Annotated in this window: 18 protein-coding genes; 11 read left to right on the forward strand and 7 right to left on the reverse strand. The window is 38.5% G+C overall.

Features of this window, described 5'->3' with window-relative positions:
- The first annotated feature begins 4 nt into the window (after positions 1 to 4).
- Entirely contained in the window at positions 5 to 1,357 is a 1,353-nt protein-coding gene (locus ACJVDH_RS17925) for a DNA/RNA non-specific endonuclease (protein ID WP_443944771.1), read from the forward strand.
- 132 nt (positions 1,358 to 1,489) lie between these two features.
- Here ACJVDH_RS17925 and porN read toward each other — a convergent pair whose 3' ends face one another.
- From porN to ACJVDH_RS17955, 6 genes are all read right to left on the reverse strand, one after another.
- Positions 1,490 to 2,398 (reverse strand): type IX secretion system ring protein PorN/GldN, encoded by a 909-nt coding sequence (gene porN, locus ACJVDH_RS17930; protein ID WP_443944772.1) that lies wholly within the window; start codon positions 2,396 to 2,398, stop codon positions 1,490 to 1,492.
- 7 nt (positions 2,399 to 2,405) lie between these two features.
- Entirely contained in the window at positions 2,406 to 3,938 is a 1,533-nt protein-coding gene (gene porM / locus ACJVDH_RS17935) for a type IX secretion system motor protein PorM/GldM (protein ID WP_443944773.1), read from the reverse strand.
- A 41-nt stretch (positions 3,939 to 3,979) separates the two neighbouring features.
- Positions 3,980 to 4,792 (reverse strand): type IX secretion system motor protein PorL/GldL, encoded by an 813-nt coding sequence (porL, locus tag ACJVDH_RS17940; RefSeq protein ID WP_443944774.1) that lies wholly within the window; start codon positions 4,790 to 4,792, stop codon positions 3,980 to 3,982.
- A 37-nt stretch (positions 4,793 to 4,829) separates the two neighbouring features.
- Positions 4,830 to 6,152, reverse strand: coding sequence for a type IX secretion system lipoprotein PorK/GldK (gene porK, locus ACJVDH_RS17945; RefSeq protein WP_443944775.1), 1,323 nt, complete (start codon positions 6,150 to 6,152; stop codon positions 4,830 to 4,832).
- Positions 6,153 to 6,376: 224 nt separating this feature from the next.
- On the reverse strand, positions 6,377 to 7,147 hold the full coding sequence (locus tag ACJVDH_RS17950; protein ID WP_443944776.1) for a uroporphyrinogen-III synthase: 771 nt from the start codon (positions 7,145 to 7,147) through the stop codon (positions 6,377 to 6,379).
- Positions 7,148 to 7,163: 16 nt separating this feature from the next.
- Positions 7,164 to 8,135, reverse strand: coding sequence for a DUF4271 domain-containing protein (locus ACJVDH_RS17955; RefSeq protein ID WP_443944777.1), 972 nt, complete (start codon positions 8,133 to 8,135; stop codon positions 7,164 to 7,166).
- 239 nt (positions 8,136 to 8,374) lie between these two features.
- Here ACJVDH_RS17955 and ACJVDH_RS17960 point away from each other — a divergent pair, with 239 nt between their 5' ends.
- The 9 genes from ACJVDH_RS17960 (at position 8,375) to ACJVDH_RS18000 (ending at position 17,110) form a co-directional block, all read left to right on the forward strand.
- Positions 8,375 to 8,944 (forward strand): Crp/Fnr family transcriptional regulator, encoded by a 570-nt coding sequence (locus tag ACJVDH_RS17960; protein WP_443944778.1) that lies wholly within the window; start codon positions 8,375 to 8,377, stop codon positions 8,942 to 8,944.
- Entirely contained in the window at positions 8,944 to 10,335 is a 1,392-nt protein-coding gene (locus tag ACJVDH_RS17965; protein ID WP_443944779.1) for an MFS transporter, read from the forward strand. The genes ACJVDH_RS17960 and ACJVDH_RS17965 overlap by 1 nt, the downstream gene beginning before the upstream one ends.
- A 133-nt stretch (positions 10,336 to 10,468) precedes the next feature.
- Entirely contained in the window at positions 10,469 to 11,596 is a 1,128-nt protein-coding gene (hemW, locus tag ACJVDH_RS17970; RefSeq protein ID WP_443944780.1) for a radical SAM family heme chaperone HemW, read from the forward strand.
- 51 nt (positions 11,597 to 11,647) lie between these two features.
- Positions 11,648 to 12,430 carry an SDR family oxidoreductase gene (locus ACJVDH_RS17975; RefSeq protein WP_443944781.1) on the forward strand — a complete coding sequence of 261 codons (783 nt, stop codon included), beginning with the start codon at positions 11,648 to 11,650 and terminating at the stop codon, positions 12,428 to 12,430.
- A gap of 315 nt (positions 12,431 to 12,745) precedes the next feature.
- The gene (locus ACJVDH_RS17980; protein ID WP_443944782.1) at positions 12,746 to 13,297 is read left to right on the forward strand and encodes a fasciclin domain-containing protein; all 552 of its coding nucleotides are present in this window, start codon (positions 12,746 to 12,748) and stop codon (positions 13,295 to 13,297) included.
- Positions 13,298 to 13,621: 324 nt separating this feature from the next.
- Positions 13,622 to 14,506 carry a cupin-like domain-containing protein gene (locus ACJVDH_RS17985; protein ID WP_443944783.1) on the forward strand — a complete coding sequence of 295 codons (885 nt, stop codon included), beginning with the start codon at positions 13,622 to 13,624 and terminating at the stop codon, positions 14,504 to 14,506.
- Positions 14,507 to 14,597: 91 nt separating this feature from the next.
- A complete protein-coding gene (locus tag ACJVDH_RS17990; protein WP_443944784.1) occupies positions 14,598 to 15,383 on the forward strand; it encodes a DUF3050 domain-containing protein in 786 nt (261 codons plus the stop codon).
- A 134-nt stretch (positions 15,384 to 15,517) separates the two neighbouring features.
- Positions 15,518 to 16,396 (forward strand): cupin-like domain-containing protein, encoded by an 879-nt coding sequence (locus ACJVDH_RS17995; protein ID WP_443944785.1) that lies wholly within the window; start codon positions 15,518 to 15,520, stop codon positions 16,394 to 16,396.
- Positions 16,397 to 16,495: 99 nt separating this feature from the next.
- On the forward strand, positions 16,496 to 17,110 hold the full coding sequence (locus ACJVDH_RS18000; RefSeq protein WP_443944786.1) for a sugar O-acetyltransferase: 615 nt from the start codon (positions 16,496 to 16,498) through the stop codon (positions 17,108 to 17,110).
- A 62-nt stretch (positions 17,111 to 17,172) separates the two neighbouring features.
- Here the strand turns inward: ACJVDH_RS18000 and ACJVDH_RS18005 are convergent, their stop codons facing one another.
- Positions 17,173 to 17,598 carry a YybH family protein gene (locus ACJVDH_RS18005; RefSeq protein WP_443944787.1) on the reverse strand — a complete coding sequence of 142 codons (426 nt, stop codon included), beginning with the start codon at positions 17,596 to 17,598 and terminating at the stop codon, positions 17,173 to 17,175.
- A 95-nt stretch (positions 17,599 to 17,693) separates the two neighbouring features.
- On the opposite strand from ACJVDH_RS18005, the gene ACJVDH_RS18010 reads away from it, so the two are divergent.
- Positions 17,694 to 18,560 carry a carbohydrate kinase family protein gene (locus tag ACJVDH_RS18010; protein ID WP_443944788.1) on the forward strand — a complete coding sequence of 289 codons (867 nt, stop codon included), beginning with the start codon at positions 17,694 to 17,696 and terminating at the stop codon, positions 18,558 to 18,560.
- Positions 18,561 to 18,582: the final 22 nt, after the last annotated feature.

Below are 18,582 nucleotides of genomic sequence, written 5' to 3' on the forward strand. Positions count from 1 at the left end.
AAACATGAAAATTTTAAAAAAATTAAGTGTAGTGGCTATACTATGTCTTGGCCTTGCTGCATGTAAAAAACAAGACGAAATTAAACCAGAACTAAAACTCACCTCAGCATCTAATGCAATTGCAGCCGTACTTTCTGGTTTTCCGGAAGGGTTTGAATCTGGAACAAAAGCCAGTTATACCAGTGGCAGTGTTACATTAACTAGCGGGAGCTGGACACTCGATGATGCATTAATCGGCGACTTAGCCGCTGATGCAAAAAGTGGAAGCAAATCTGTTCGAATCCGCAATAATGGAACATTAACCATGAACTTTAATGTAAGCGGTGCAAATACTGTCACTATAGCACATGCGAAATACGGAAGCGATGCCAACAGTACCTGGCAACTTTGGTATTCGACAAATGGGGGTTCAAGCTGGGCACAAACAGGTAGTACCATTACCTCAAGTTCTACAAGTTTAGCTATTGCCACTTTTACACCGTCTATTACGGGCACAGTACGCTTTCAGGTGCGTAAAATAAGTGGAGGTTCTGCGCGGATTAATATTGATGAGTTTACGATTTCTACTGATGGAGGAGGAACAACAACACCGCCGGTAACTGTAGGAGACAACAGCCATCTTTTACTTGGTAATCCGAGCAATGCTACAACGAGCACAACATCTGCAGAAAACTATCTCATGGATCGTACATATTACGTGAGTTCTTACAGTAAAACCAGAGGTATTCCAAATTGGGTAAGCTGGCATTTAGCTGCATCAGATATTGGTTCAACATCTCGTCAGGATGATTTTAGAGCAGACACCGGTTTACCATCAGGCTGGTATCAGGTGGGCAGCAGCAGTTACTCTGGTTCCGGATTTGATCGCGGCCACAATTGCCCATCAGGAGATAGAACTGCTTCTGTAGCGGCTAATTCCTCTACATTTTTAATGACAAATATGATTCCGCAATCGCCAAATAACAATCAAGGCCCGTGGAACGATTTAGAAAGTTACACGCGCTCGTTGGTAACCGCAGGAAATGAAGTGTACATCATAAGCGGTTCTTATGGATCTGGCGGAACAGGAAGCAACGGCGGCATAACCTACACGATTGACAATGGTCTCGTAACCGTGCCATCAAATGTTTGGAAAGTGATTGTAGTATTGCCAAATGGAAATGGCGATTTAAGTAGAATTACTAGCTCAACCCGCGTTATCGCTGTAAATATGCCCAATACAAATGGATTAAATACCAACTGGAAAACTTTCAGAACATCTGTAAATGCAATTGAAGCCGCAACGGGTTACGATTTACTTTCTAACGTTTCTACATCGATACAAAATGTTCTTGAGGCAAGTGTAGACAATCAATAACAAACATTCATCATCACTCAAAAAGCCAGCGTATAATATACACGCTGGCTTTTTGGTTTTATTGAAACTCATCTCCTAAACTCAGTGAAAATTAAGGCACAAAAAAAGAGGATTTTCATCCTCTTTTTATTTCTAATATTCCCAAAGACTTTGTTCGTAATCGAGAACTGATTTTTTAATGCGTTCAGATTCATATAAACGTTCACGCGGATTGGTGATAATGTCTCTGATTTTGTTGTCGCCAGGATTCGATTCCTTAACAATATAACTTGCAAACAAACGACGAATAAAGAAATCATCGAATGTAAGTGTAGAAGCATCGTTATTGGTATTGATTAGGCGTTTGCGGCTTAAAAGCTCACGTGCTTCCGGGTAATACACCCAAAAAACCGGCTGCCATTGTTGGCTCACTTCATTAAACTTTAACGGCGCAATACCGACAATACGCGGCTCGAAAATAGAACGTTTTGTATCGAAAATCCAATCTTCTTTAATTCTGAATTTTAAGAACAACTCCGGATTAAAATCATTTACCACAGTAGTTACTGTACCTGTTTTATTGTTTGAAACCTCAGCAGTTCCTAAAGCTGCTTTAGCTGCAGAATCTGTTGATAAAGGATTATTGAAGGCATCATCTTCATTCAAAGCGCTGTCAATCGGAGAATATGCGGTTAATTCCTCTGCTTTAATTGCAGCCATTAACACCTCAATCAATCTTGATTTTGGCGATCTTAAAGGCGAATTTACGGTATCTCTCAAATCCACTTCTCTCCAAATGCGTTTTGCATAGAAAACATCTTCTTCACGTACATCTGCCAATGGTACCATTTCTGTACTATCTATATCTTTACGTGCGTAAAAACCATCTTTAGGCGGAACCTTCAGCTTTTTCTTAGCTGTTTTAGCCGGTGCTGCAACAACTGTATCTGCTTTTGGAGCCGGTGCTGCAGCAGTAGCAGGCTTTAATTTAGTTGGCTTTTTTTGCGCAAAAGTTACTGACGCAGCTACCATTAAAACACCTATACTTAAAATCCTTTTCATCGTCTTCTTATTTTACACTAAATGCAAGTGAAGGTAAAATTCTTTGTCGGCCGTCTGGACCTTGAGAAACTATATCTTCAAAAAATACTTTTGTTCCTGGCGTAATTGAACTCAAAGCACCTTTCACTGCGCCTGCAAAACTTCCTCCGTTACCCGGAATAGTTACTGCATCTGCACGCGGCTTAATAATTGTTACTTTGTATCTGATAATTTTGAATGAAACATCAAACGGGAAATCATCCAAATCAGCTTCAATTTCACTTTCACTTTTCAATTGTACCGAAGCTACATCTCCCCCTGCTCTTCCACCAACTTTAGCTACCGGAGCCGGAATTGCTTTTACACGGAATTTCTGTGTACCTAAGCTAACCGATTTGCCCGCATTGCTTGCAGAAACATTAATAGAAACATCTTGTCCGACTAAGCTACCGGGAACATTTACATTGAAATTTCCGTTACTGCCAGACATGCTTCCTGCAGAGATATTTGCTTTTACACTCTCTAGCGGGAAACCAGCTGCAGAAACCGTAAATGGATTGGCAATACCCGCATAAATTACATTCAGTTTGGTTGAAGAAACTGTTGCAGATGGTTTTGCTACCTGATACGTTTGAGGTTGAGTTTTATATTCTTTAACCTGACCATCTGTTTGACGAACACGAACTGTACCTACCCAAGTAAACTGACCAACACTTCCTGTGCCGCCGGTGTATGTTCCTTTTCCATCTTTAACAGTAAGTTTATTGCCATTAACGGTGATATCCGGAGTAGATCTGGAATCACTTGCCGTCAAAAACACTTCTGCAGTGTAAGGCTGGCCTTGAATAACATAAGATGTTGGAGCAACAGCAACCGCAGCAAACTGATCTAAGTTTACCTGCGCTTTATCCATATTTCCGAACAACTTTTTCACAACCTCAGCTTCTGCATTTTTAGTATCGGCTTGTAATTTAGTCAATACAGTCATTGCTGCGGTTAGTGGCGTTCCTTCGCCGAAATACGTTTCTTGCCAGTTGCCTTTTCTTTTCGTTGCCGGATCTTTAGCTTCAAGAGAAAATGCTACAGTAGCCTGATCTTCTTTATCCAACAGCGAAATTAATTTCTCACGGGTGGTATTGATTTTAGCTTTCAACTGATCTGCTTTTTTCTGATTGATCATGATGGTTTGGGCAATATCCAAATTGTCACGATTTACCAGATCACCAGTTTCAGGATTAATTCCATCACCCGCAGTCGTAAATTCTTTTTTTAAACTTTCAATGTAATTGTTCAGTTCATCTGCCGCTGCGCGTGCTTGTTTTGCCTTCTCGTAAATAGGCTGAGCGCGTGCAGGTTCTTCTTTTAGCTTTGAATTTTCAAAAGCCGAAAAAAGTTGGTTAATACTGGTATTTACATTGTTTTTAGATGTATCCAAACTATCGTTGATATTTTTGAATGCATCTAAAACCGTATCTGATACGTTCAGGGCGAGCATGGCCAACAACACCAAATACATGATGTTGATCATTCGCTGCCTGGTTGATTCTTTTCCGCCTGCCATGTGCTATTTAGCTTTTATTTAAAAAATTAAAAACCAGTTAATTATACACGTGGGCTATTCATAGCCGAGAGCATGTTACCATAAATTGCGTTTAACGAAGCCAGGTTTTTGGCCAGTTTGTTTACCTCGTCTTTAAACTGTTTAGAATCTTCCATAGATTCATTAAAGTTTTGCATGGTTAATGATAAGTTAGCGTAAAACTTATTCATTGATTTTAAATGCGCACTTGAATCTTGTAGTTCCAATTCATAAACAGCATTTAAAGCCGACAAATTTTTAGCCAGGTTGGTAACTTGATCATGATATGCCTGAGAATCTACTTTACTTTCGCCCATTGCACGCAGATTAGCAGTTGCACCGTCAAAAGCAGAGCTTAAATTGTCAAAACCAGCTGTTGCAGTTTTAACTTTAGCTGTAAATTCATTTGTGGCTGCAGATGCATCTGCAACTTTTGAAATGTTGGCCACTTTATCTCCGAAAGTACGCAAACCTGCGCCTAAACTTTCAATCAATTCCGGACCTATTTTCGCGTCAGAAAGCATTTTGTCTAATGCCGCAGTGTTGGACGCTGTAGCTACAGGTGCAGCCACCGGACGGGCAGATGCCACTGGCAATTCGCCTTTGAAATCTTCTCTCAATTCAGGGTATACTTTTTCCCAAGCCGGTTCTGGCTCTGGCGGAAAAAATCCCGTTAAAAAGAATAATAATGCCTCTACGCCCAGACCAAGCCCAATCATGTAATTACCCAAAATACCTCCAATGTGAAGGATTTTAAATAATGCTCCAACAATTACAATACTTGCTCCCCAGGAAATCGCTACGTGTAACCAGCTTGGTTGTTTTTTCGCCGCCATAAAAAATGTTTTTGTTTTTCTTTAGTTTCTGTTTGTTTTAGTTTCTTAAGTCTGTTCCAGGATATGCAGATACACATCTAAAACCGATGTATGATCTTTGTGCATCCTGATAGTCATAAGTTGATACAGCATTTTGCAGGAAATATCCGGTATCCTTCCAAGAGCCGCCTTTCACCACTTTACGTTTAAGATATTTGCTATCGTTTTTGCCAGCAACATATGTAAAGTTTGGATTCAGATCGTGAAGTAAAGGTGCAGCACCTTTATTATAAGCTGTTTTGGTCCACTCGGAAACGTTTCCGGCCATGTTATACAAACCATAATCATTCGGGAAATAAGACCTAACCCCTACTGTATAAATACCCCCGTCACTCGAATAATCACCGCGACCAGGTTTGAAGTTCGCCTGCAAACATCCTTTAGTATTGCGAATGTATGGACCGCCCCATGGATATTTTGTTTTAGTATTTCCGCCGCGCGCTGCATATTCAAATTCGGTTTCTGCAGGTAAATCGTAATCTAAGCGGGCATTCATTGGCAAACGTCTGGCGGTTGCAACACCTTGGTACAGTTGCGTACGCCAGTGAGAGAAGGCTTTCGCTTGCTCCCAGCTTACCCCAACAACCGGATAATCATCATAAGAAGGGTGATTGAAATATCCACGTACCATTGGGTCGTTTTGAGAATATGAAAAATCAGATTTCCAAACCATGGTATCCGGATAAATTGCAACTTCATAACGATCAATATAATCCTGACGTTTACTGTTTGGATCTTTATGACCTAATGCCGCTTTATCCATATTTAAAATGGCATAATTGTATACAAATTTACGCACATCAAACTCTTTCCTTCCGGGAAGTGCATCCAAGCCTGAATAATACATTCCATCTAACTGATTGGCTTGCTGACCTGCATTACGGCCTTTTCCCCTCCAAATATTTGCGCCATTGGGACCAACTTTTTTCCAGTCGATGTTTTTTTGTCCACCAAGTTGATTCGCAGCTCCGTTTTTAGGGTTAATGGTAAACTGTTGAGGAAGCCCCATCATAGTTACGGCAATAGAATCGCGTACCCAATTGGTAAACTGGCGATATTCTGCATTAGAAATCTCCGTCTGATCCATGAAGAAGGCACTGATCGTTGTCATTCTGCTCGGACCATTTTGCGAAAAGGTTATATCTTCATCAGAACCGCCTAGTGGTGTGTGGCCTGGCGGGATGTAAACCATCCCCAACGGGATTCTGTTGTTTTTGAACTTTCGGTTATACGCTCCAACCAGCTCACCCTGACCTCCATGGCCACAGCTCGACAGCAAAACAGTTATACCTAACACAGCCAGAAGGTAAATTTTCTTCATATTTTTTTAAATGTGCGATGCACTTTTGGGGACAATTTCCTCAAAAATCACAGAAATTATCAACAAATGCAAATATTTTAAAACTAAATCGTTACGCAATTAGAGAGCTATCAAGAATTAGGCAATAAAAGCCAAAATTCTCCGGCTACAAAAAATGTGTAACTTACTAATAATAGCAAAGTTACACATTTTTTGTCTTGACTAAGAAAAATTTATTGTTGGTATTATTTATTAGATATTTTGATGTAGTTCTCAATGGCCATTGTCATTGATGGAACACCCGGTGTGGGCGCCGCAATATCTACAATCAATCCCATATCCGTAACGGCTTTACTGGTGTTTACACCAAAGGCAGCAATACGTGTATTGTTTTGTTGGAAATCGGGGAAATTTTTAAATAGAGACTGAATACTTGACGGGCTGAAAAAAGCAATTACATCGTAAAAAACTTCGGCAAGATCAGACAAATCGCTCACAACTGTGCGAAATAAAACCGCAGGCGTAAAATCATATCCGCTTTTTTCAAGAAACTTCATTGTATCTTCTGTAGCAACATCAGAACATGGGTATAAGAACTTTTCACCAGCATGTTTTTTTAACACTTCTGCAAGGTCTGCAGCAGTTTGCTTCCCGAAGAAAATTTTTCTTTTACGATACTGAATGTATTTCTGAAGATACAATGCAATCGTCTCGGATAGGCAAAAATACTTCAAATCTGCAGGCACATCGTAACGCATTTCCTCGCAAATTCTGAAGAAGTGATCAGCCGCATTCCGGCTGGTAAAAATGACCCCGGTAAAATCAGCCAAATTGATCTTATCTTTCCTAAAATCCCTTGCTGGCACGCCCTCAACGTGAATAAAGGATCTGAAATCTACTTTAAGATTGTACTTTTTCGCCAAATCATAATAAGGAGATTTTTCTGTTTCAGGCTTTGGTAAAGTAACTAAAATACTTTTTACTTTACGCATTCTAGAGTCGTTGTTGTCTTGCATTTTTTCCTTTTTCCTACTACAATCCTATCGTTTTTATTAGTATCAAAATAGGGCATATTTCGAGGGCGCAAAAGTACAAAAATAAATGCATTTTAGAAAACTTATTATTTGAAAGTATGCTGATCCCAGCCCTTAACAACTGGAAAGCAAATATTACGATTAACAGGATGTAAGCCAATACAATATACGTAACACCGTATTTTAGTGGCGATAATGCAAAGGCTACAACTAAGGGTATAAACAATAAAGATGCATTGAAATAACTTAAATATAATATTGAAATGTATTCTCCTACTGGTTTCTGAACATTAAATACATAACCCAGAAATCTTAATATAATCAACTTTAGCGCGTAAAATGCTATAATAGTTAAGGAAATACTAAAGAAAAACTTAAATCCGTCTCTTGCTTGATAAAGCTCGTAATATTGAGCAACAAGAAAGAAAAACATACCTAGAATAAAACCAAATTGAATAAATAACAGCAAAAATGGCCAAGAACTAAATAGATTGTCTTCTTTGTTGATGTTGTTTAATACCCGGTTACTGAAAAAAGATTGAACAATGGCAGAGAGTTGTTTAGCGAATGCATTTTTTAAAATGGCAAAAATAACCAGCATGGCAAAGATAAAACCCAGCAAACCAACATTTCCTTTTCGCATAGGCTTACCAAGCTGATAAGGGTTTACTTTTTTCTTAAATGCTCCGTATTTTTTCTGCCAGGCCAATAAGTCAAGTTTTGGAAAAACGTATTCTGCTTGCACACTGTCTAACAATGCAGTTTTATTCAGCACGCTATCGGCCAAAACCCAGGTATGACTGATCAATGAATCTGTAGTTATTTTTTGTCTGGCCAGCGTAGCCGAATCAATTCTGTACCAACGACGCACAGGTTGTACCGCAACTGTAGAATCTACAGCTTCTTGTGCTAATGACGCAAAGCCCGAAAGCAATAAGAAAAACAGAATATAATGACGTAGACCACTCATGAATTGCCGTAAAAATACCGCATTTTTTTGGATAAATTAAAAGTGATAAGATTATTGGAAGAAAAGCTTTAGGAACCCCTGCTTTACTCCCTTCTTCTGCTTGCCAATTGATTAGCATTTCTTTTTAAGTTTTCAATTAATAACGCAGACAAACAAATTTGGCATTATCACTAACAACCGTTATTCACTTCTTACCAATTGACAACTTTCCAACGCCAATAATCCATTACATTTGCAGCATGAAAGAGCTCATCAATTATTTGCTCCAATTTGGAAACCTGGATGAGGCACGGCTTAATTTAGTGCAATCAAAATCACTTGAAGTGAGCTTAAAAAAAGGCGCTTATTTTTCTGAAGCCGGAAAAATTTCTACAGAGCTTGGATATATAACCGATGGCGTTTTCAGAACTTGTTATTACGATAAAACAGGAAATAGTTATACCCGATATTTTGTTTACGAAGGTCGCTTTATTGTCGATATTAATAGTTTTCTGGATGGTTTACCTGCTGCAGAATACATAGAAGCAGTAACAGATTGTACAGTGCTGCAATTTTCTAAAGCAGAATTTACAGAACTTTCTCTCGCCATTCCAGGATGGACAGACATCTTCTCTAAAATTACCTCTTACGTACTGGAAAATAAAATGCGTGCCAGCAGTAATATGTTGGTTCAGGATGCGCAAACACGATATTTACATTTCCTCAAACACTATCCTGGCTTGCCCAATCGTGTGCCGCTTAATATGCTTGCTTCTTATTTGGGCATCACACCAACTTCACTAAGCCGAATCCGCAAAAACATCATATAATGCAAACTACACACCTTACAGATATAGAAAAGAATACCGCAAGATCTACTTTCAGATGGACAATTCTCGTAACCAGCATGGCGTTTATTGTTGCCCAGCTAGATGTTTCTATCGTGAATATTGCCTTGCCTCAAATTGCCCAGACTTTTCACATCGAAATTAGTGGTCTGCAATGGATTGTTGATGGATATACACTTGCATTTGCCGTATTAATGTTATCTGCCGGAAATTTGAGTGATCTTTTCGGCGCAAAGCGATTATTCCAGGTAGGCATCCTGACTTTCGGCTGCGCCTCAGTGCTTTGTGGCTTTGCCTCATCAGCAACCATGTTAGTCGCTGCCAGGGTTTTACAAGGCCTCGGCTCTGCCATTATGATACCAAGCTCACTTTCTGTACTCAACCAAACGTTTGCAGATGTACCAGAAAAACGATCAAAGGCCGTAGGTTTCTGGACCGCAGCAGGAAGTGCAGCAATCGCCGCCGGACCAATCATCGGCGGAATTATCGTAGAACTGAGCGATTGGCGGTATATCTTTTTCATAAATGCACCTTTATGTTTAGGCGCAATTGTATTGACTTCTCGCTTAAATCAACCCTTTAAAAAACCTGAATTTAAAGGCCTTGACCCATTCGGGCAAATTACCTGGATGGCATCAATCACCTTGTTTATCGCTGCGTTGATAGAATGGCCGCAGTTGGGCTTTCAAAATCCATTTATTTATGGCAGCCTGATTTTGGGAAGCTGTTGCTTTGCGCTTTTTATCCTCTTGGAAAAGAAAGTAAAGCATCCGATGCTTCCGCTTAATTTATTCGCTTCGCCTTCATTTAACGTATTGCTCTTTGTTGGCGCGGTGCTTAATGGATTTTACTACGGAACCGTATTTATTTTAAGCCTTTATCTGCAAAAAGTATTGGGATACACACCGTTTATTTCCGGGCTGGCTTTCTTACCGCTTACCGTTGGTTTTGTCATTTCGAATGTGCTTAGCGGTGGGATTATAAACCTTTTCGGCATCCGTTTGCCAATCCTTTGCGGATTATTGATTTTTGGAATTGGTTTCGCCGGATTATTTATCGCCGGAAATCACACACCTTTCTGGCAATTATCAATTCCTTTTTTAATGATTTCTTTGGGCATGGGTTTGGCTGTGCCGGCAATGACAACAGGAATTTTATCCAGCGTAAATAAGAATTTATCAGGCACCGCATCTGCTGCACTCAACACCGCTCGCCAGGCTTCTGGAGCAGCCGGAGTTGCTGTTTTAGGCGCGATAGCGTCTGGCGGCAACACGGCAATTTTACATACCATTGGTTTAAGCGCGGGTGCGGCAATCGCATTAACATTTGTGGTGTTTGTGCTGGTTTACAAGTTTCTTGAAAAGAAAAAATAAACAATCTTGTTTGGCAAATGTGGTTTCGCATTGTAAATCTTTTCTGGTGCTTTAAAACGAAGATTGTATTCAGAACGTAAAAGAATACCTACCGATTAGGCGAATCCACTAAATACTTCTGTATTTTTGCAAAATGGCTGGCATTTACATTCATATCCCTTTCTGCAAAAAGGCATGTCATTACTGCGATTTCCACTTTAGCACTTCTATGAAGTATGCAGATGAAATGGTTGAGAGCATTTGTAAAGAAATTCGGCTAAAAAAAGACCGCATTTCAGGGCAAATTGGAAGCATTTATTTGGGCGGTGGCACGCCTTCTATTTTACCGCTGCCTGCCTTGCAAAAAATTTTCGACACCATAAATCATGTTTTTTCTGTTGATGCGGCAGCAGAAATCACCATTGAGACAAACCCCGACGATTTAACAACACAGAAGCTTAAAGAGCTTAACCAGCTGCCAGTTAACCGTTTCAGTATTGGAATCCAATCTTTTTATGATGAAGATCTGAAATGGATGAACCGGGCACATAGTGCCGAAGAAGGCCAAAACAGCATTAAAAGAAGTCAGGATGCAGGTTTTGAAAACCTGACAATGGATTTAATTTATGGTTTTCCACTACTTACCGATGAAAAATGGCTTAACAATATTCAACAAAGTATTGAATTGCAGGTACCGCATATCTCGGCTTATGCCTTAACCGTAGAACCTAAAACTGCTTTGGCGCATGCCATTAAAACACGTCAGCAAACGCCGGTTAGCGACAACCAAAGTGCTGCTCAGTTTGTACTTCTAATGGAAAAGCTAACATCGGCAGGTTTTGATCATTATGAAATTTCTAATTTCGGCAAACCTGGTTGTTATGCGGTGCACAACACCAATTATTGGAAAGGTGTAAACTACCTCGGCATTGGGCCGTCCGCACACGGCTTTGACGGACACAACCGTTATTTGAACCCAGCAAATAATGCATTATACACGCAAGAACTTGCACAAAATAAGCTGCCGGAAATTATAGAAGAACTTAGCCTGAATGATCGTTTCAATGAATATGTGATGACATCTTTAAGAACCATATGGGGAATTAACCTTCAAAAAATTGAACAAGAATTTGGAAAAGATTTTCTGGAAGAAACCCGATACAACTTACGGAATTTTAACGATAAAAACTGGCTGTTAACAACCGGAGATCAGATTGTGTTGAGCCAGGAGGGTAAACTTTTTGCCGATCATATTGCATCAGAACTTTTTATTGTAGATTAAGATTTTAATACGCAAATCGGCCTCTCAATCATTCAATCATAATAATATTGTATGTCAAAAATTATATGGATTACAGGCGCATCTTCCGGAATTGGTGAAGAACTGGCCTACAAATATTTTAAAGCTGGTCATAAATTAATTATTTCTGGCCGAAACAGAGATGAACTTTTCAGGGTCAAATCAAACTGTCAAAATTCATTTAATGTGCATGTGCTTGCTTTTGATTTAGCTGAAACTGGAACCTTAAAACGCAAAGCAGATGATGCCGTAAAAATTTTCGGGAAGATTGATATTTTGATCAATTGTGGAGGTGTAAGTCAACGTGCATTGGCTATGGAAACGCAGCTTGAAACCGAACAGACCATTATGAACACCAATTTCTGGGGAACTGTTGTATTAACGAAAGCAATTTTACCAAATATGCTTGCAAACGGCGGCGGCCAAATTGTGTTAATTAGCAGTTTAGTTGGCAAGTTTGGTACCAAATTCAGATCGGCATATGCAGCATCTAAACATGCTTTGCATGGTTATTTTGATTCTTTACGTGCAGAAATTTACGACCAAAATATAGACATTACTATTGTTTGTCCGGGTTTTATTAAAACCAATGTTTCTATTAACGCTTTAACTGCAAAAGGAACCCAACAAGGAACAATGGACAATGCCCAGGCAAATGGAATGCCTGCTGATGTTTGTGCCGCAGAAATTATTAAAGCCGTAACGGCCAAAAAAGAAGAAGTTTACATAGGAGGCAAAGAAACCAAAGCGATTTTTCTGAAGCGTTTTTTTCCAAATATCTTTTCAAAAAAAATACGGAACGCCGAAGTCGTTTAATAGACTTTCTGTAAAAAATACTATACCAGGCCGGGCAAAAAGAACAGATGTTTCTTTTACCCGGCCCTCGTTTTTTAAACCGTTTTGGCGCGACATCCTTTTTGCCTTTTTCTGGCAAAAAGATACAGCAGAAAGACGGCCAAAATTGGCCATTACACGTTAATACTCATTTTCAAATTCTTTTACCCCAAAGGCAAATTAAATTTTAAGCAATTGATTTACTGGTCATTATATAATAAAAATTATTTACAAAAACCAAGGTTTACAGAATCAACGTACATGTTGACAAATAAAGAAACCATAAAATAATAAATAATGAAAAAGTTAATCTTATCTGTTTTTGCTGTTGGTGTAATGGCATTTACAACTCAAGTTTTTGCACAGAAAAACCCTATGGTTGGTGGCGCAGCGATGTATGCAACCAAAGATATTGTAGATAATGCTGTAAACTCTAAAGACCACACTACTTTGGTTGCAGCAGTTAAAGCTGCTGGCTTGGTAGAAACACTTAAAGGTAATGGCCCCTTTACGGTTTTTGCACCAACAAATGAGGCTTTTGATAAATTGCCTAAAGGAACCGTTGAAACTTTAGTGCAACCAGAAAACAAAGCAACTTTAACAAAAGTACTGACTTACCACGTGTTGGCTGGAAAGCTGGATAGTAAAGCTATTGCAGCTGCAATTAAAAAAGGAAATGGCAAGGCAGAATTTACAACAGTAGAAGGCGGAAAAATTTGGGCTTGGATGGAAGGGAAAAAATTGGTACTGAAAGATGAAAAAGGCGGGATGAGTACAGTAACCATTGCAGATGTGTATCAGAAAAATGGTGTAATCCATGTGGTTGATACGGTATTGATGCCTAAATAAATTTTTGTTGCTATCCCTATTGTTTGCGATCTGGCCAGTAAAGTCAGATCGCATTTTTTTTATTTTTCTAAAATCCAAGCCAATTTTGTTTACGTATTTAACCATCAACAGACATTTCGGCCTTTGCGGCTTTTAAAAATATAATCACGTCCCGAATGATTCAATACTAACGTTCTCGCCATTGGTGAGAACGTTTTTTATAACCTAAATGTATTACTTTCTGACTCTTTTCGACTAATTGTCAGCTAATTTTAAAGATTTTAGAATTGCCCCATAAGTTTTATTCAGGTTATTAAATTTGCTTTTTCTTAAGAATTATTTAACATGAAGTTCGACTTATCTCCGATAGATGTTGTTGATGACATATCTAAAATCGATTTTGAAAAGAATTATCTAAAACCACGAAAACCACTTGTAATAAAGAATATGGCTAAAAAATGGCCTGCTTATCAAAAGTGGACACTAGACTATATGAAGGAAGTTGTTGGCGATACATCAGTTCCCTTATACGACAGTTCTAAAGCCGATCCTTCAAAACCTATTAATGCTTCTGCTGCCGAAATGAATTTTGCAGATTATATAGACTTAATTCAAAATACCCCAACAGATTTAAGAATCTTTTTATTTGACCCAATTAAACATGCCCCAAAATTACTGGACGATTATATTGCGCCTAAAGATTTGATGGGCGGTTTTTTAGACAATTATCCAAACATGTTTTTTGGTGGCGAGGGCTCTGTTACCTTTTTACATTACGATATTGATCTGGCACATATTTTTCATACACATTTTAATGGCCGCAAACATGTAATTTTGTTTGATTATAAATGGAAAGAACGTTTGTATCAAATTCCATATGCAACTTACGCTTTAGAAGATTATGATATAGAAAATCCCGATTTCGAAAAATTTCCGGCATTAAAAGGTATTAAAGGTTTAGAAACACATTTAGAACATGGAGATACTTTATTTATGCCTACCGGATACTGGCATTGGATGAAATATTTGGATGGCTCCTTTTCGATTAGTTTACGTGCCTGGGATAAAAGCTGGGCTGTAAAAGCAAAAAGTTTATACAACCTTACGTTACAACGAAAATTTGATGATTTTATGAAAGCAAATTACCGTGAACGTTACATGAGCTGGAAAGAAAAATTAGCCATAAAAAAGGCAACAAGAGCATTAGAAAAAAACCTGCCAAACCTATAGATAGAATACAATGAGAGAAATGGCTTAAATCAAAACTTTCATCTCAAATAAAAATTACTTCTCTCATTCCACATTCAATCAACAAAACATAATGCATCAGAACATTATTAAAATTCAAGAAAACATTGAGCCTTTAAGGCAGCAAATTATTAACCACAAAGTGTATACAGAGATTGGTGCTATAGAAGATTTACAAATCTTTATGGAATACCACATTTACGCCGTTTGGGATTTCATGTCGCTACTAAAAGCTTTACAAATTAATCTTACATGTACAACTTTGCCTTGGTTCCCAGTTGGTGATCCGGTAACCCGGCAATTGATTAATGAAATTGTAGCCGGTGAAGAATCTGATGTAGATGCCAATGGCGAAATAAAAAGTCATTTTGAATTGTACCTCGATGCAATGGAGCAATGTGGCGCAGATATTGGTCCGGTACAGAAATTCCTAATTTCACTAAAAAATGGCCGCAGCCTCGAAATGGCTTTCGAGCTTGCAGAAGTTCCGACAGCTGCGAGAGAATTTGTACGGTCTACTTTTGAAACCATTAACAGCAAACAAAACCATTTACAGGCTGCTAGTTTTACCTTTGGCCGCGAAGATTTAATTCCAAACATGTTTTTTAGCATGGTAAACGATCTGAACAGCAGCGCACCAGAAAAAATGTCGACATTCAAATATTACCTGGAAAGACATATTGAGGTAGATGGTGATCACCATAGTCATCTTGCTTTAAGCATGACCGAAAAATTATGCGAAACCAACGATGCTTTCTGGGCCGAAGCCGAAGAAACTGCTACAATGGCATTACAACATAGGATAAAACTTTGGGATGCAGCCTATGAAAAAATTAAGACCAGAAAGGTACTTGCTTAAATCTGTGTTTACAAATTATTAAATCTGCGTAAAAAAGCATTTAATAATTTGTATCACATTTTTTTTCATCGCTATATTTTGTAAAATAAAATGTACACTTTTGCTGTTCGGCTATAAATAACCGAGTTACACGCATGAGTTTCATTTTAAAACCTGTAGATACAGTTGAAAGTATCACACCAGAGGATTTTAAGAAAAATTATCTGAAAACGAAACGTCCATTGGTAATCAAAGGCCTAACGAAAGATTGGCCTGCACGGGAAAAATGGACTACAGAATATCTGAAAGAAATAGCCGGAGAGCTGGAAGTTCCATTGTATGATAATTCTAAAGCCGATCCTTCAAAGCCAATAAATGCAGCTACCGCACACATGAAATTTGGAGATTATCTGGATTTAATAAAACGTGAGCCTACAGAGCTGAGAATCTTTTTCTTCAACTTGTTTAAGAAAGTTCCGAGCTTAATTAATGACATCAAAATCCCAAAAGATTTGATGGGTGGCTTTATAGAAAGCATGCCGGCGATGTTTTTTGGCGGATCTAACTCTGTAACTTTTTTACATTACGACATCGATCTTCCACATATTTTCCATACGCACTTTGGTGGCAGAAAGCATATCGTTCTGTTCGATTACAAATGGAAAGATCGTTTATATTGCCTGCCTAATGCAACATATGCCCTTGAAGATTATCAGGTAGACAATCCAGATTTCAAGAAATTCCCTGCACTCAACGGTGTAGAAGGATATGAAGTTTTTTTAGAACATGGCGATACTTTATTTATGCCAACGGGAATGTGGCATTGGATGAAATATGTGGATGGTTCTTTCTCTTTAAGCTTGCGTGCATGGGATCAATCAATAACCAGAAAAGCGGCTAGTATTTGGAGCTTATTTACACATGGCGCGATTGACAGTGTAATTAAAATGGCATTTAAAGAAAAGTACGCAAACTGGCGAGAAAAGAAAGCCGTTAAAATAGCAGAAAAAGCACTTGCCAAAGGCAAACCATAAGTCTTTTCCATAAAATACGTAAAGGGGAAATATTTCAATTTCCCCTTTTTTATTTGATCATTTTTAGATTAAATCCTTACAAGCGATTAACTTTATCAAATGGACAATACTACACAGACCGAAAAACAGAAAATGCTTGCGGGTAAAGCCTACCAGGCCGGTGATGCAGAACTTTCTAAAGAAAGATTAAAAGCCAGAGAAATAGTATTTGAGTTTAATAACCTGGCGCCAAAGTTCATTAAACAGCGAAAAGAGTTGTTAAAAAAACTATTCGGCAAAACACAAACCATGTTTTATGTAGAACCACCTTTTAGGTGCGATTATGGTTATAATATCGAAATTGGAAATCACTTTTATGCAAATTTCAATCTCGTTGTTTTAGACTGTGCAAAGGTTTCTATTGGCAATAATGTATTTATTGGCCCAAATGTAGCCATTTATACCGCAGGTCATCCGCTTCATGCGCATCTGCGCGATCAGGAAGTGGAATGGGCACAGCCAATCACAATTGGAGACAGTGTTTGGATTGGAGGAAATGCTGTAATCAATCCGGGCGTTAAAATTGGGTGTAATGTAGTAATCGGATCGGGAAGTATAGTTACAAAAGACATTCCGGATGGTGTTTTTGCTGCCGGAAATCCGTGCAAGGTCATCCGCCAGATTACAGATGAAGACAAAGAATTTTATTATAAAAACCGCACATTGGGCGAGTAAAAAACCAGCAAAAGGTTCAGCAGTTTTACTCGCTGAACCTTCAAAAATTACTTCGGTAAATATTAACTACTGTGGTCTACCGCTACTTTCCACTCGCCATTTATCTTTTTAAAGAGCAAAGTATAATAACCTTTCGGCTCGTCTTTCGCACGTTTTAAGTTCCAGCTTCCCAACACAAAAGCAACATCTTTGGATAAAAACTCTACCTTCTTAATCCCGAAAGTAAGTATACCCATTGCAGCTTTATCCGGGTAGGTCTTTTTATAATTGTCAAGAGTTTTCTGCCAACCATAAGTCGGTCCGTTTTGGCCGACAAACAACAAACTGTCGCTTTTTATATAACCGTCCATAAACGTTTCTACATCGCCTTTATTCCACGCTAAACGTTGCGATTCCAAAACATCCAAAATGGCTTGTTTATCTTTTGGACTTTGTGCCTTTGCTGCAAAGCCGATAAACATCAATACTATTATAAAAAGCTTTTTCATAAACCTGTAATTTAACTGTTGTTTGAATAAATAAAAATGCAATTATTTGTTGGAAAACCACGAAAAATTGTTCCTTTACAAATCATCATTAGAACATGCAGAAAACAGTAACATCAATAGGGGAAATTTTGTGGGATGTTTTCCCGGAAGGTAAAAAAGCCGGTGGCTCATCTATGAATGTAGCCCTAAATCTTCATAAACAAGGCATAAACAGCCGGTTCATTAGTTCCGTTGGCGAAGATGAAAATGGAAAAGAACTTTTAGATTTCCTTGAAAAGCAAAACTATCCTGTAAACCTCATTCAAAAATCACATTTACCAACCAGCACGGTTCAGGTATTTTTAGACGAATCGCAGCAAGCAACGTACACCATTGTTGAGCCGGTTGCGTGGGATGCTATTTTATTAAATCCGGAAACAATTAATGCGGTACAAAACGCTGATGCATTTGTTTATTGCAGTTTAACCTGCCGCAACGAAACCAGCAAAACTACTATTCTGTCTTTGTTGAAAGAAGCAAAACTGAAAGTATTCGACATTAATCTGCGGCCACCGTTTTACAGACCAGAAACACTAAAAGCCTTGCTTGCTGAAGCGGACATTCTGAAAGTAAATGAGCACGAAATTGTATATCTAAGAGATCAGTTTGCGTTGAGTGGGAACAATGACGAGCAAATACTTAAACAACTGGCCATTATGTTTGACATCCAAATCATTTGTTTAACCTTAGGCGATAAAGGCGCTTCTGTTTTGCACAGTGGCCAGCTCCATACACATGCTGGTTATAAGGTAAAAGTTGCGGACACTGTTGGTTCCGGCGATTCCTTTCTGGCAACTTTTATCTCCAGTTTTCTAAATGGTTACCCAATGGATGTGATTTTGGATCGCGCATGCAAAGTTGGTGCTTTTGTAGCATCTCAAACAGGTGCTAATCCTCCATATGGAGAAGAAATTTTTGGTTAATTTTTTCTGTTAAGGGTAACTT

The sequence above is a fragment of the Pedobacter terrestris genome (assembly GCF_052343045.1).
GTDB lineage: Bacteria > Bacteroidota > Bacteroidia > Sphingobacteriales > Sphingobacteriaceae > Pedobacter.

Bases quoted from the DNA above. Each gene is read 5' to 3' on its own strand.
- ACJVDH_RS17995 (WP_443944785.1), top strand. From the start codon at position 15,518: ATGAGTTTCATTTTAAAACCTGTAGATACAGTTGAAAGTATCACACCA.
- porK (WP_443944775.1), bottom strand. From the start codon at position 6,152: ATGAAGAAAATTTACCTTCTGGCTGTGTTAGGTATAACTGTTTTGCTG.
- porL (WP_443944774.1), bottom strand. From the start codon at position 4,792: ATGGCGGCGAAAAAACAACCAAGCTGGTTACACGTAGCGATTTCCTGG.
- ACJVDH_RS18010 (WP_443944788.1), top strand. From the start codon at position 17,694: ATGCAGAAAACAGTAACATCAATAGGGGAAATTTTGTGGGATGTTTTC.
- ACJVDH_RS18000 (WP_443944786.1), top strand. From the start codon at position 16,496: ATGGACAATACTACACAGACCGAAAAACAGAAAATGCTTGCGGGTAAA.
- porM (WP_443944773.1), bottom strand. From the start codon at position 3,938: ATGGCAGGCGGAAAAGAATCAACCAGGCAGCGAATGATCAACATCATG.
- ACJVDH_RS17975 (WP_443944781.1), top strand. From the start codon at position 11,648: ATGTCAAAAATTATATGGATTACAGGCGCATCTTCCGGAATTGGTGAA.
- porN (WP_443944772.1), bottom strand. From the start codon at position 2,398: ATGAAAAGGATTTTAAGTATAGGTGTTTTAATGGTAGCTGCGTCAGTA.
- ACJVDH_RS17990 (WP_443944784.1), top strand. From the start codon at position 14,598: ATGCATCAGAACATTATTAAAATTCAAGAAAACATTGAGCCTTTAAGG.
- ACJVDH_RS17980 (WP_443944782.1), top strand. From the start codon at position 12,746: ATGAAAAAGTTAATCTTATCTGTTTTTGCTGTTGGTGTAATGGCATTT.
- ACJVDH_RS18005 (WP_443944787.1), bottom strand. From the start codon at position 17,598: ATGAAAAAGCTTTTTATAATAGTATTGATGTTTATCGGCTTTGCAGCA.
- ACJVDH_RS17960 (WP_443944778.1), top strand. From the start codon at position 8,375: ATGAAAGAGCTCATCAATTATTTGCTCCAATTTGGAAACCTGGATGAG.
- ACJVDH_RS17985 (WP_443944783.1), top strand. From the start codon at position 13,622: ATGAAGTTCGACTTATCTCCGATAGATGTTGTTGATGACATATCTAAA.
- ACJVDH_RS17965 (WP_443944779.1), top strand. From the start codon at position 8,944: ATGCAAACTACACACCTTACAGATATAGAAAAGAATACCGCAAGATCT.
- ACJVDH_RS17955 (WP_443944777.1), bottom strand. From the start codon at position 8,135: ATGAGTGGTCTACGTCATTATATTCTGTTTTTCTTATTGCTTTCGGGC.
- ACJVDH_RS17925 (WP_443944771.1), top strand. From the start codon at position 5: ATGAAAATTTTAAAAAAATTAAGTGTAGTGGCTATACTATGTCTTGGC.
- hemW (WP_443944780.1), top strand. From the start codon at position 10,469: ATGGCTGGCATTTACATTCATATCCCTTTCTGCAAAAAGGCATGTCAT.
- ACJVDH_RS17950 (WP_443944776.1), bottom strand. From the start codon at position 7,147: ATGCAAGACAACAACGACTCTAGAATGCGTAAAGTAAAAAGTATTTTA.